The following is a 14,931-nucleotide window of genomic DNA, read 5'->3' as shown; positions in this document are numbered from 1 at the left end:
TTTTAAATTAAATTATTATTCAGGATTTTGTTTCATCAAGAGATTCGCAATTAATTCTTGAGAAGGAATTGGGTAGCAGATCTTGTTTTCTTCAAGAGTTTTACCATTTTTAATAGTTTCAATCCATGGTTTTCCATTTTTCTTAAATCTAAGCGAAGCAAAAAATTCACTTCCATTTTCTAAAAAGGTTTCTAGAAAATATTCTTGGAAAATCATATCCATAAGTTCTTCTTGAGTAGAAGGGCTTAATTCAGATAGCACAGGATTCGTTCTTAAAGATCGCATTTCGTTTATTGGCGCAATTGCATCCATAACAGAAGCTCCTGTTCTAGCCAATAATTCTGCTTTCATGATATATAATTCTGGATACCTGAAGTAATACGCTGTATATTTTTCATCAGGAGGACTTTGTTGTAGTCCTTCATAACCTCCAAATCGGGCTACTTTAGACCATGTATGGTAATAGGTGTTATTATATCGATTTCCATCTCTTACAGGCCCAGTTACAATATCCCATCTAGGATCTGCTTTAAACCAGTCTAAACCAAATTCAAGTCCTGCGGTTGTTTGTTCGGGTGCTACAGGTAAGCGATCTCCATTTAAACTTACAAAACCTGAATAAGTACTTGAATTTCTAGTTCTAGCACCGTTATCGTCTAAATAAAGTGCAAATAAATTTTCATTGGAATCCCAAGAGTCTTGATACACCTTAGCTAAATCTTCTTGCATTTTAAAGTTTGAGCTCGTGTTTAAAACTTCATTAATTAGATTTAGAGCTTCATCAAGATCTTCTGTACTATCATTATAACCGCTTCTATATAGTATTAGTTTTGCTTTAATAACTTTAGCAAATTCTTTTGATACATAGCGAGGGCTATCATAGTTATTTAAGTTTTCTATAGCGTAATCAAGGTCTTCAAATATTTTAGCATAGCTATCGCCTATATTTAATCTGGCTTGTTGTACATTATCTAAATTAACAACTTCATCGCGATACATAATTCCGTAAGGATTTGCGTCATCTAATGACCACCAATGACCAAAATTCCATAAAATATTTGCATTAATCCAGGCTCGTAAACAACGCCCTTCTGCTATTACAGATTTATGCTGAGCTTCATCATTTACTACTGCTTCTGGTAAATTAGTGGCTCCAGTTATAGCAAAGTTAGCGTTATTAACACTTATGTAAAAATTATTCCAAAAAGCAAAGCCTTGAGTGTCTCCATTACTCGTAACAGGTGAATAGTCTAAATCGTAAAGTTCAGAATCCTCCCATCTTATAAAACCAGACTTTAAAGCTAAATCAACATAATATTGACCAGACCAAGTGTTTGTTGCGAAAGATTGATATACTCCACCTAATGCATTTTTAGCTTTTTCTAAATCATTGATTGCATTTTGGTCATTTAATGTGTAACTAGGTTCTTTTTCTAAATAGTCAGAGCAAGAACTAACTCCTAAAACTAGCGTTAAAAACGATATATAAATTATTTTTTTCATTTGTTTCATGTTTACTGGATATTAATTTTAAGACCAAGACTATAAATTTGTGCAGCAGGATATGTACTTGCATCAGCTGCCATACCAGACCCAACAGATGAAGATGTCCAGTTTCCTTGTGGATCAAATCCAGGGTATTTTGTAATTGTAAAAAGATTTGTTGCTTGAAAAGTTAAATCGATACCTTTAATAACATTATTATTAAATATATTTTTAGGCAATCTGTATGAAAAATTTAATGCATTTAAGCGTAAATAAGAAGCATCATGTAAAAAGAAATCTGAAATATCTCTACTACCAGCGAATCCAGGACCATCAAGTGATATTCTAGGGTATGATGCATCAAAAGGGCTATTAAGTATTGTACTTTGTCCTGAAATTAAGTTACTTATATTATAATTTCCAACACCTGACAATTCTGTTCTAGCTTGTTCCCAAAATCTTTTAAAACCATAAGCGTAAGAAAAAACAGCGTTAACGGAGAAGCCTTTGAAGGTGTATGATAAACCGAAACCTCCAAATCCTTTTGGTATAGAGCTACCAATATTCACTTTGTCTTCGTCGTCTATTTTACCATCATTATTTTGGTCAATAAAAATAAGATCCCCTTTTGTTTCTTCTGCATGGTGGTAATGGGTTGGTTGTCCAGTATCTGTTCTACCCTGTAAAGCTATAGCATCTTCTGCTGTTGTATAAAAGCGTCCAGCAGTTTGATAGCCATAAAATTGTCCTGTTTCACCACCTTCTTCTAATCTTATATATGTTTTAAAAGAATATGGAAATAATAATTCTTTAGCAGTATTATTTATTTTTGTCACTTTTGTAACATTTTTCGAGTAATTGAAATCAAGCGTTAAGCGTTGATTTTTTGTTCGAAGCATGTCATACTTAATATTAAATTCTAATCCTTTATTATTAATTGAAGCTACATTTGAATTCACATTTCTAAATGCGGCACTTCCTGGTAATTCTGATTTGTAAATTAACTCATCACTTTTCTTTTGGTATATACCAAATGATCCGTAAATACGATTATCTAATAAGCCATAATCAATACCTAAGTCAAACATTTCTGTTCGTTCCCATTGTAAGAGAGGATTTCCTACTGAACTTGGTTGAATCGCTGGTTGAGCATTATATATGGTTGCATTAACTTGGGTAATCCAGTCAAAGTTTCCTAAATTTTGAGATCCAGATAATCCTAATGAAGTTCTTAATTTTAAAAAGGACACATATTTTTTAATATTCGGAGATTGCATGAATTTCTCACTAGTAATTACCCATGCAGCACCTCCAGAAGGAAATACTCCCCAACGTTTATCTAATCCAAATTTTGATGAACCATCACGTCGAATGGTTCCTGATATAATATAACGATCGTCAAATTTATAATGTACTCTTGCAAATTGAGATATTAAAGCATTTTCGGTTTCTGTTTCATCAATAGAAGCTATGGTTGCTGCCGACCCAAAATTATTAAGAATATCGTCATCAGGAAAATTAGTAGCTTCTATACTATAGGTGTTAATCTTACTACCTTCCATAGAATACCCCATTAAAGCTTTAATATCGTGTTTTTTGTTAATTAATTTTGAGTATGTTAAAGTGTTTTCCCAAACGTTTACCGATAATTTGCTTTCAGCAAATGTTCGTCTTCCGTTTGTTACATAACGACTTCCAGCTCTTTCATATGTAGTATTTTGACTATCTGTATAATTATTGGTAAAAGCAGTTCTTAATTTTAAATTTTTAAGAAAATCTATTTCTAAGAAAGCAGTTCCATTAAAGGTAACCCCTTTACCAGAATTGGTATTTTTTAAAGTTGTATAAGGGTTTTCTGTAAATATATCTTGAGTAAAAAGAGTGCCATCGTCATTATAAGCAGGAATATCAGGACGAATGCTTCTTATTATAGATAGCATATTATCTTTGTTGTCAGTATCTCTTGTACTACCACTTAAGTTAAGTCCAAATTTTGCATGATTACTAATTTTAGTATCAAAATTAACACGACCTCCGTATAATTTATTACTACCCGTTTTTACAATTCCTTCCATATCTGTATGATTAAAGGATATAAAATATTTTGATTTTTCAGAGCCTCCTCTTACTGAAAAATCATATTTCAATGTTAAAGGGCTTTGAGTCATTTCATCTAACCAATTGGTGTTACCATCATAGTAAGCTGTTGGTAAAACTTCAAAATCGGTTGTATCGTATTCACTTGTGTTTAAATTATAAAAGGCTTGTTGGTCTAAATAATTTCTAGAAGTCCTTCCAAAACCTTTACTTAACGCACCTTCTCTTGCTGCTGCTTCCGTGAAGGCTTTATATTCATCGGCACTAAAATATTTAAAGCTATTAAAGTCAGTAACTTGAACACCTGCTCGTGTTGATACCTCAAAAATAGGTTTCATATTTGCTTGACCTTTTTTTGTTGTAACAAGAATAACACCATTTGCTGCTCTTGAGCCATATACAGCTGTAGCAGATGCATCTTTTAAAATGTCAATACTTTTTATATCATTAACATTTAAATTATATAATGTGTTATCTACATCTCCAGAAGTTGTTGATGCGTATTGCGGAACACCATCAATAACCCATAAAGGTTGATTGTTTCCAGAAAGCGAAGATGCTCCTCTAATAATAACACTTACAGGCGATGTTGGTGAAGCCGATTGAATTTGTACACTTACACCTGCCGATTTACCTTGTAAAAGGCCTTCAACACTAGATCCCATAGGCGCTTTCTCAATTTCTTCTGTACTTAAATTTGAAATAACACCTGTTGCATCTTTTACTTTTGAAGTACCATATCCTACAACAACAACTTCATCAAGGCGTGCAAGATCTGGTATCATTTTAATATCTAAAAATTTGTTTTTGCCAATTAAAACCTCTTGACTTTTGTAGCCCACATAGCTAAAGACCAATATTGTGTTTTCATTAAAATTAGTTGAAACAATTTTAAACTGTCCATCAAAATCTGTCGTTGTACCTGCTTGTAAACCTTTTATAATAACATTTACACCTGGAAAAGGTACTCCTTGTTCGTCATAAACAATTCCTTTAATAGCCTGTTGTAAAGCAATATTAGGGTTTTCTATTTTTTCAAGAGTTTTTTCTTTAACCATGATGGTTTGGTCTGACAAAAACTCACAAATAAAATCACCTTCCGATAAGGTTTTTTCTAATAGTTTATTAGCCTTAATTGTTCCTTTTTTTAATCGAGTTTTAGGATAGTTCTCAAACAAATTAGACCTGTAAACAAACGTGTAATTTGTTTGCTCTTTAATCATTTTAAAAACCTCGTCTACCGAAGCTAATACATCTTTATCAATTTTAATTTTGGCATCTTGCGATAATACATTTTTAGGCGTAAAGCTAAAAAGGGTTGTGCAAAAAAGTAAAATGAAAGTCTTCATGAGTAGAGTTAATAGTCTTTTCCGAAATAAGAAAAGGGTGTTCGTAAAAAATTTTTCCATAAATTTACATTTTGGTTAGTTAAAGAATTAATTAATCATTGTTTAAGGGATATAACTGGCTGTGAGATGTTAAGTTTGTATCCCTTTTTATTATTATTTTATTATCAAATTTTTATTGTTAAATGTGTATTCCATATCTGTAGTACTTTTAATAGCTTCTAAAATTTTATAAATAGACTGTTTTTTACTTAATGCTCCAGTAAATTCAATAGTTTTCATGTCATTGCTTACAATAGTAATATCTAAATCATACCATCTTGATAAAACCTTCATTATTTCATTTAATGGTTTGTTTGTAAAATTAAACATGCTATCTCTCCAAGCAATTTCGTCTCCTACTTCTATAGAGTAAACTTCAAATTGACTTGCGCTTTGTGACAGTTTTGATTGCTCTCCTGGAAGTAAAACTTTTTTATCAACATTGTTGTTTACAGCAACGCTACCTTCTATTAAAGTCGTTAAAATATCTGTTTCATCTTTATAGGCTTTTACATTAAATTCTGTACCTAAAACTGTTATGTTTTGTTCGTTTGTTTTTAAACTGAAACCATCACCATTGTGATTGCTACTTTTAGATACTTTAAAGTAAGCTTCTCCGTAAATTAGTTCTACAGATCGAGTTTCTCCTGCAAGAAACTTTACAGGATATTTTATTTTTGATTCTGAATTAAGCCAAACCTTTGTTCCGTCTGCTAATTCCATAAAAAATTGTCCGCCTCTAGGAACCGTTAAATAATTGTAATGGAGTTGTTTTTTTGTTTTTACTTTGGATTTACTATCATAAATCAGTTCTTCACCATTACTGGTAACAAAAGAGTTATCGAAAGACTCTCCTTTATTTAAACTAATAGAAGTTCCGTTAGATAATGTTAATGTAGCTTTATCTGTACCAATAGGAAAATTAGTAGTAACTACTTCTTGTTTGTTAGAAGTATTAGTATAAAAATACACACTACCTAATACAACACAAGCTGCAGCCACATATCGCATCCATATTGGAATACGTTTTCTTGATTTGCTTTTTATATTAATAGTTGGATTTATAGATGTTTGTAGTTTTTTATATGCTAAATCAATGCTTTCTTGGTCTGGTTTATTATTAAATAAATAAAATAATTTAACCTGTTTTTTAAATTTTTTATAGTTCTTTGGGTTTTCTAACCAAACGCGTAAAAGCTTCATGTCGTGGTCTGAAATTTCTCCGTATAAGAATTTTATAATTCTTTGTTTCATAATAAAAGTTAACTTTTCTATTGCTATGATGTTAAAAAGTTAAATTACCCTTAAATTATTTTGTAATATTGTCATAATTGTTAAAATTTATTTCTGTGAATGAGTATTTAGAGGGTATAAAGAAAGGTGATCAAAATGCTTTTAAAGCAATATTTGAGCTTTATTATACGCCTATTTTCACTTATTTAAGAAGTTTTACACGTGATGTAGCTACTGCCGAAGATTTAACTCAAGCAACCTTTGCTACTTTATGGGAAAAAAGAACCGTATTAGAAATTAAATCGTCTTTAAAAAGTTACCTTTATAAAATGGCGTATAATAATTTTCTTCAATCGTATCGCCATCAAACTCGAAAGGATAAATTAATTATTGATCTTACAGCATCGGCTTTTTCAGAGCATTATATTGATAATGAAAATATGGAAGCTGAGCGAATTAAACAATTAAATAATGCTATTGAAACACTATCTCCTGCTTGCAAACGCATTATTGAATTAAAGCGAAAAGGCGTTAAAAACACCGAAATTTCTGATCAGTTAAATTTGTCTATTAAAACTGTAGAATCGCATGTAAGAAATGCATTTAAAGTGATAAGGAAGAACTTTAAAGGCACTCATTTTTATACTCTAATTTTTAAGAATCGCTTTGCTTAAATAATTATATCTATTCCGAATTGAAATTACCGTAATAAAACGTGTTATTAGATAGAAAATAAAAAAATATGCTAATTTTAAAACATTAACAATACTTCTAATTTCTCTTTTAATTTAGGATCAGAAGGTCTAAGTTCATCAGAAGATACTAAATTTCCTTTTGGATCTATTAAAATAAAGCGTGGGATAGCTGCAATATTATAGGCTTTTATAAAGTCTGAACTAAAATCTTTATCAGCCATAATTTGAACGCCTTTAAGCTCCATATCTTTTACCATTTGCTTCCATTTGCCTCTGTTTTTTTCGGTATCAACCGAAATACTTACAAATTCAATATTTTTACCATGTAATTCTTCTTCTAATGTTTTTAAGTATGGTATTTCTTTTTTACAAGGGCCACACCATGTTGCCCATACATCTATGTACACATATTTACCTAAAAGATCGTTTAAACTTACCGCTTTATCTTCTGGTGTTTTATAGTTTACAAATTTAGCTGACGGCTTTCCTACAACCACGCTCTTGAAATTTTTATAGGTTTGTTCTACAAGTTCTTTTTGAACCTCAGTAGGATTTTGCTCTAAAAATAGTTTATAAGCCGCTTCTGCATGGTCAGGATTTACTTTTATAATTTGATTGGTATACTTTGTAAGGTATTCCTTTTTTATAGGATTACTAGTAACCTTTTTTAATACTACATCTCTTTTTAGAATACTTTGAGGAACATTATAATCTTTACCTTTTTCATTTCTTAAAGCATAGCCTTCACTTGTTATATTATTATCATATAAATAAGTATAACCTAGTGAGGACATACTATAAAGCACTTCATCATTCCAGTTAAAGTCTTTATTTATAGAGTCTCTAACTTTATTAATAAATTCTCTAGAAAAACAATCTTTATTGTCAATTTTTGCAAGACGGCGGTATTCTACCATAGTCTTAGGGTCTGCCCAATCTGCTTTTGTAAGTGACATCAAATATTTATCTGATAGTCTTTCTTTGCTATAGTCAATACCATGCATTGCTACAAATTGCGAAAACAATGCATCTTGCAATACCTTTGTTCTTAACTTTTCAGACGCTACAAAATCGGGATCTAAGTCTTTATCATTTAAATTTGCATCCAATTCCTTTACCATATTTTTTAAATATAATTTAAAAGGCTCTAATTCGTCTTGAAATTTTGCCATCATAATCTTAGATGAAGGATGGTAATTTATCTGTTGTTGTATTCTAGCAAACAATACATTATTTTCTTTTGACCCAACACCTGTTATTTTAGGAATAGAATCATTATTATCGATGTCTAAATTAAACCCAGGCGCTAAATAAAGTAAATAATTATCAATATTATAATACCCTTTTTTTAAGTCTTTTATTTCTAAACTAAAATGTTTCGCATCATCAATATTAGATTCTGTAATCACTTCTCCTAATCGAGATAGTACTATCTTGTCTTTATCTGTTTTTATAAATCCTTTTACCTGTACATCTGTATTTTTACAAGATGTTATTATAGTAGCTATAAATATTAAGGAAGCTAAGGTTACTCGTTTTATTTTAAAAAAGTGTTTCATTTATCTATTATTTATAATGTTTACTATTTACTAAATAAAGAGGCGCTCTTAAATTTTAAGAGCGCCTCTTTTTAATATTTATGGGTTTTGTTCAAAACCTTCTTGATTTATTATAGCATTGGGTATTTGTAAAGTATAACGCGGACTACCTGGTTCTAAGGTAAAAACTTCTTCCGTTACAAAATCGGTATGTGTTACAGTATTCATTCGACCTTCCATATCTAAACGCCTCATATCAAACCATCTTAACGAGCTAATACATAACTCTCTACGACGCTCATCTAATACCAGATTAAGTGCTTCTTCTTTATCTGCAGTATCAAAAGGAGAAGCAAAGCCTAATAAATCTCTAGAATTTCTAAAATCATTAATAACATCTAAACCTTCTTGCACCCTATTTAATCGTATTAAAAGTTCAGCTTTTGTTACAATAAGCTCTGGAATGGTAACGCCTTTATTACTATAAAAATATTGAAACCCATAAAGAGGTGTTGGGTCAAAAAAGTCAATAAAATAAAGAAATGGTCTAATATCTGTAGGTCCGTATAGATTATTTAATTCTTCTGATATATTAACTGAATAGAAAAGAAAGCCATTACCACCATTTGTATTATAATATACAGCATCCGAAATGTCAGTTGGTCTCCAAGGCAAACTAGCTACTTCATTATAAAGATTATAATCACTTTTAATATCTAAGGCTAACTGAGTATAAGTAAGTGCTTTTTCCCATTCTCCTTTAAATAAATATACTCTTGCCAATATACCATAAGCACCTATTTTACTACCTCTTGTATTATTCTCATTTAAATCTGGTAACCCAGGTATAGCACTCAGTAGGTCTGCCTCAATTTTGTTATAGGTATCTTCTATAGTTTCTCTAGGTGGTATTTGTTTTGTAATATCTGCAAAATCTATGTAAGGAATCCCTGGTTTTGTTTTATTAGCTTCACTATAAGGTTGAGAAAATAAATTTAACAGAAAAAAATGCTCCATAGCTCTTCCTAAAAGGGCTTCAGACTTATAGAGTTTAACATAGTCTTGATTGGATGAAAGGTCTTTATCTACAGCACTGTCTATTTCATTATAAATAGTATTAAAAATATGTATCTTATTATACGATACCACCCAAGCATGAGGAGTTTCATCTGGTCTATATAATTGCTTTTGCCAAGTATAAGCCTGATTTTCTGAATTAACAAGAGCAACTGTTGTAGCTATATTATCACTCATTTGCTCAAGAGGTACGCCTTCAAATTGAGACGTTAAATTTAGAGCATTAAGCATTAAATTATAATCACTAACGATACCTGGTGTAAAATTACCTCGATAGTCTGATTCTAAAAAACTGTCTTCAGCCTCACAACTAGAAAGAAACAGGGCAATGGTTAGTATAAAAAAGAGCCCAAATTTTTTGTTTAATATTGTTTTCATATGTTTATATTTTTTGTTCGTTTTAGATAACATTCATTTTTTACAAATAATCACTTTTAGGTAATTAGATTTATATAATGGACGTTATTTTTAAGTATAGTATTAAAAGTTAAGAGATACACGTAAGCTATATGTAGCAGGTATGTTTAATCTCCTAGAACCACCTGAACCATCAAAATTAGTATATGCCTCTGGGTCTATATTTTGATCATTTTTTGCCCAATACCATAAATTATCACCTTGTAGCGCTATATTTAAATTTGTAAATGGCGTTTTTTTCATAACTTCGCTATCAACACTATAACTTAATGCTACTTGTCTTAATTTAATATAGTCGCCAGACATATAATTAATTGAAGAATTATTTCTAATAGTGAACGTTGAAAAATCACCTTGCCACTTTAAGGCAGGAATATTAGTCGTGTTTTCATCACCAGGATTTTTCCAATAACCTAGAGCCTGTTTAGATATAGTACTTGTTCCACTAGCTTGCGATCCTAATATTACATTCTCTCTTCTAATCGTGTTACCTGCATTATATGCAAATCTCGCATATAACTGAAACCCTTTATATTTAAATGTGTTCATGAAACCAATAGTTGTTGTTGGAATAGTTGACCCCATAATTACTAAGTCTTCTTTTTGAATATTGTCAACATCTATTGTTTTTGCACGCTCACCAGCTTCGTTTGTATAATAGGCTTGAGATCGACCTTCTTCATCTAGTCCTGCCCATTCATAGGCCCAAATAGTATTCATTGGATTTCCTAATACGTTTCGGGATCTAGCAGCTAATTGATCTGCACCTAAATTGTTACTCCCAGTATTGTTGTCAACATTGTTTTTAAAGGTTGAATAACTAATTTGTGATGTCCAACTAAAATTATTTGTTATTATATTTTTAGTTCTTAGCCCTACCTCAATACCTTCATTGGTAATATCGGCAGTGTTTTTTTCAATACTAAAAAATCCATGGGTTGCACTATTAATATCGCCTAGAGCAATAACACCAGTAGATATTTTGCGATAAATATCAAAACTTCCTGTAATTCTATTATTTTTAAATAACCCAAAATCTAATCCTAAATTGGTGGTTTTTACCACTTCAAAGGTTAAATCTTTATTGGCAGGAAATGAAAGGTTTAAACTTTGTTCACCAGTAATAAAATTAATAGAAGCATACGTTCTTACTTCAGTAGACGCAGTACCAATTGCAGCACTATTACCAACAACACCCCAAGTAGATCTAAAATCTAATTTATTAATCCAATTCACATTAGACATGAAATTTTCTTTATGTATATTCCATTTGAATCCAACAGAACCTAAATATTCTTTGTCGTTGGAGAATGTACTAGAACGATCTCTTCTTGTACTCCCATTAAAGCTGTATTTATTTAATAAGGTATAGTTTAAGTTAAGATATATTCCACTTTCTCTAGTGTCGCGTTTTGTTGTATTATAAAAGTTATTTCTCTGTATATAATTCTCTGATATTGAAAGAGCTCGAAAATTAAATTCAGGTATTGTTGCTAAATCTACAGGAGAAAATAATAAATTAGCTTCATTGTAGCCAAAATAGGTTGTTCCATCACTTTCTATTACGGTTTTGCGGCGTTCAACACCTGCAGTAGCTGTAATTTGATGCGCGTTTTCATTAAAACTTTTATTATAGTTTAGTTGTGCCCTTGCTGTTGTTGAGACTTGGCTATTAAATCGTTTTTTTAATATAGAGCCATCAGGAATAATTTGATCCTGTAAATCAGTAGCAATCATTTTACCTGGATTCAAAAGCTTAGTTGGATCTTCAGGATCCGGGGTTGGATCTTGTATTACATTTGCTCCTCGAAAGCTTGATATTAAATTACGAGTATAAAAAGAGTTTTCTCTAAACAAATCATCTTGCTGGTAATTTGAATTTAAATATTGAAAACTTACAGAAGCACTTAATTCGTTTGCAATGATGTCTTGATTTAATTTTAAATTATATCTAGTAGATGATTTTTTGTTTTTATGTGTTTCATCTTCTAAAACATTTAAAAGAGAATACGATAAATCTTTAGTTCCTAACCCTAAGCCTAACTCTTGATTTGCATCTGAAAAACCTAATTCTTGATTTGCATCATCTAAATATTCTCTACGAACATTTGTAGCAGGGTTACCATTTTCATCATAAATTCTTTCATAAGGAGATAATCTATAGTCTGTTAAAGGCGAAGCTGTATTATCATCTTTTAAATAATTAATACCTAAAGATAAAACAGTGCTTTTTGTAAAGTTATAATCTGCATTTAATATAGTGTTTACTGATTTAGAGTCATCACCATTAAACAACCCATCCGTTTTATTAAGCGCAACAGATCCATAATAATTTATCTTATCTGTTTGTCCAGAGAAACTAAGATTGTATAGTTGTTGAAGTGTATTATTAAATACCGCATCTTCTAAATCTTTAGTATTATCATAAGACGCTAGAGCATCTAATCTTGTATTCATTTGGTTCTCTGTAATAAGTCCATCATCATAATCAAAAAATACATCATAAGCTCTAGGATATAAAGGATCATTATTCGTATTAGTATATGAATTATTAAACCAATCTTTTTGGAAGTCTATAGTTTCTCTTGAATTCATAGTATTAAGAGATGATAATGAAGGTTTTGCTGTAAATAGAAAAGAGTTTCTAAAACTAAAAACAGGTTTAGAACCTACACCTTTACCACGTTTTGTTGTGATTACAATAACACCGTTTGCTGCTCCAGAACCATATATTGAGGCTGCTGCTGCATCTTTTAACACTACTACATTATCAATGTCTTGTGGATTTATTAAGTTTAAGTTGTCTAGACTTATAGGTTGGCCATCTAGCACAAATAAAGGGGTAACGTTACCAAAAGAACCAATACCTCTAATAAATAAAGCTGGAGCTGTACTACTGTCATTATTTAAAGTAAGTCCTGGTGCTAACCCTTCTAAAGTAGAAAGCACATCGTTTGTAATTTGGCTTTCTAATTGTTTACCACTTACAGAAACGTAAGCACCGGCTTCTTTTTCTCTATTTAATGTTCTATACCCATCAGATACTATTAATACTTCGTCTAGCGCCTGAACATCGTCTTCTAATTGTATGTTTAAAAGAATATCTCCGTCTGCTCCAACAGGTAATCCTTCCGTTTTAATTTCTTGAGTTTTAAAAGATAATGCCGAAAAAACAATAACTCCATTTTTTTTAATAGGTAATCTATACATCCCATCAAAGTCTGAAGAAACCCCAAAAGTTAAACTTTTTACTATAATATTTACTCCAGGAATAGGCATGCCTCTAACATCTGTTACCTTTCCTTTTAGTATGGGATATTTTTGCTTTTCTTTTACAATAATGGTGTTTTCAGTTAATTCATATTGACAATGAATAGGGTTTAAAGCTTGATTTAATAAAGCATTAACTTCAATAGCTCCCTTTTTAAGAGAAACTTTGGGTGCATTTGCTATTAAATCGTTTCTGTAAATAAACTCATAACCTGTTTCGCCTTTAATTATTTTAAAGACATCTTCTACTGATATTGTTTTATCGTTATCAATATCAATATTTTGTGTAAAACCTGTATTTGGTGAAAAACCAAAAATAGTAACACAGGATAGTAGCATGAGGATTTTCATAATTCCTTTTAATAATCTTTTACTAAAAAAAGCAAAAGTGTTTTCTAATTTAAATTTCATAAATTTACAAATTGGGTTAGTTAAACATTAGTTTTAATTAATTCTACTACATAGGGAGTATTAGCTGTACTTTGGACGGTTTTAGCTAACTCCCTTTTTTATTTTATAATAATATTGTTGTTTTCTATTACAAATGAGGCTTCATCGGTTTTTTCTATTTTTTGTAACAAGCTATTTACATTATCTGATCTATTAAGAATACCTGTAAAGCGTAAATTTTTCTTTGCACTGTTTTCAAAAGAAAAATCGACATTATACCATCTAGACAAGGTGATTACCATAGCTTCTAAAGTTTCGTTTTTAAACATAAAATAACCGTTTTTCCATGCAATGGCACTTTCAATATCGGTTTTTTCTACCGTTAAGCTTTTCGTTTCTATATTTACATAAGAAGCTTCTCCTGGTTTAAGCATACTTCCTGTAAAATTGTTTTCTATTTTAACTTTACCTTCAACTAAACTCGTAGTAATAACAAGGTCTTCTTTATATGCTTTTACGTTAAATTGTGTACCTAAAACTTCTATATTTTGAAATGCATTATTAACTTTAAATTTACTGCCATTATGTTGGGTGCTTGGACTTACTTCAAAATAAGCTTCACCATATACGAGTTCAACTTCACGTGTTTTGTTTTTAGGAAAATTAACTGGGTATTTTAATTTAGATTCTGAATTTAACCAAACCTTAGTGCCATCAGATAATTCTAGAAAAAATTGTCCACCTCTTGCTATTGTTAAATAATTATATTGAATATCTTCTTTCGCAGTGGGCTTGTTGTTATAAATTAAAGCCTCTCCGCTACTTTCTACATTTTTATTACTATACTTTTTTCCTTTTTCTAAAGCAACATCAACACCTGTTTCTAAGGTTAAAGTAGCTTTATTGGTTCCTGCAACAATAATGGTTGAATTTTGAGTTTCAGAAATAGTATCAGAATCTATATTTAGTTTATTATTAAAATATAATGTTGATGCAATTAAGATTACTACTGATGCAGCAACGTATTTAATCCAAGAAGGGATTAATTTTTTAACGGGCTTTTCTTCTTGTGCTATTTTAGCAAGCACTTTATCAAAGGCATTTTCTGTATTCCAATTATTATTAAGATCTAAATATAGATTAGCTCTTAATAAATTTTCAAATCTTTTTTTATTGGCTTTATCTTTTATAAGATCTTGAAGAACAGACAATTCTTCTTCTGTAATGGTGTCTGTTAATAATTTAATTGTTAATTTTTCCACAGTAAAATTTTATATTTATGCCTTTTTATATACTAGTGACAAATGAGAATTCAAAAACCCTTAACAATAAATTAATGTT

The 14,931-nt window shown here is 30.5% G+C and carries 8 protein-coding genes; 1 reads left to right on the top strand and 7 read right to left on the bottom strand.

Annotation, left to right across the window (positions count from 1 at the left end; all coding sequences use genetic code 11):
• Positions 1-15: 15 nt before the first annotated feature.
• From ACH5TX_RS18300 to ACH5TX_RS18290, 3 genes are all read right to left on the bottom strand, one after another.
• Positions 16-1,503 (bottom strand): RagB/SusD family nutrient uptake outer membrane protein, encoded by a 1,488-nt coding sequence (locus tag ACH5TX_RS18300; RefSeq protein WP_439340938.1) that lies wholly within the window; start codon positions 1,501-1,503, stop codon positions 16-18.
• 11 nt (positions 1,504-1,514) lie between these two features.
• Positions 1,515-4,931, bottom strand: a complete 3,417-nt coding sequence (locus tag ACH5TX_RS18295) for a SusC/RagA family TonB-linked outer membrane protein (protein ID WP_439340937.1) — start codon at positions 4,929-4,931, stop codon at positions 1,515-1,517.
• A gap of 153 nt (positions 4,932-5,084) precedes the next feature.
• The gene (locus tag ACH5TX_RS18290) at positions 5,085-6,224 is read right to left on the bottom strand and encodes a FecR family protein (RefSeq protein WP_439340936.1); all 1,140 of its coding nucleotides are present in this window, start codon (positions 6,222-6,224) and stop codon (positions 5,085-5,087) included.
• Positions 6,225-6,319: 95 nt separating this feature from the next.
• Between ACH5TX_RS18290 and ACH5TX_RS18285 the strand changes: the two genes are divergently transcribed.
• The gene (locus ACH5TX_RS18285; RefSeq protein ID WP_439340935.1) at positions 6,320-6,877 is read left to right on the top strand and encodes an RNA polymerase sigma factor; all 558 of its coding nucleotides are present in this window, start codon (positions 6,320-6,322) and stop codon (positions 6,875-6,877) included.
• A gap of 77 nt (positions 6,878-6,954) precedes the next feature.
• Here ACH5TX_RS18285 and ACH5TX_RS18280 read toward each other — a convergent pair whose 3' ends face one another.
• From ACH5TX_RS18280 to ACH5TX_RS18265, 4 genes are all read right to left on the bottom strand, one after another.
• Positions 6,955-8,457, bottom strand: a complete 1,503-nt coding sequence (locus tag ACH5TX_RS18280; protein ID WP_439340934.1) for a TlpA family protein disulfide reductase — start codon at positions 8,455-8,457, stop codon at positions 6,955-6,957.
• A gap of 78 nt (positions 8,458-8,535) precedes the next feature.
• Positions 8,536-9,891, bottom strand: coding sequence for a RagB/SusD family nutrient uptake outer membrane protein (locus ACH5TX_RS18275; RefSeq protein WP_439340933.1), 1,356 nt, complete (start codon positions 9,889-9,891; stop codon positions 8,536-8,538).
• A 102-nt stretch (positions 9,892-9,993) separates the two neighbouring features.
• Entirely contained in the window at positions 9,994-13,611 is a 3,618-nt protein-coding gene (locus tag ACH5TX_RS18270) for a SusC/RagA family TonB-linked outer membrane protein (protein ID WP_439340932.1), read from the bottom strand.
• Between the two features lie 98 nt (positions 13,612-13,709).
• On the bottom strand, positions 13,710-14,852 hold the full coding sequence (locus ACH5TX_RS18265) for a FecR family protein (RefSeq protein ID WP_439340931.1): 1,143 nt from the start codon (positions 14,850-14,852) through the stop codon (positions 13,710-13,712).
• Positions 14,853-14,931 lie beyond the last annotated feature (79 nt).

Origin of the sequence: Thalassobellus citreus, from assembly GCF_044385915.1 — a bacterium.
Classification (GTDB): Bacteria; Bacteroidota; Bacteroidia; order Flavobacteriales; family Flavobacteriaceae; genus Thalassobellus; species Thalassobellus citreus.
The sequence above is the reverse complement of the archived record's forward strand: the minus strand, read 5'-3'. Positions and strand labels throughout refer to the sequence as shown.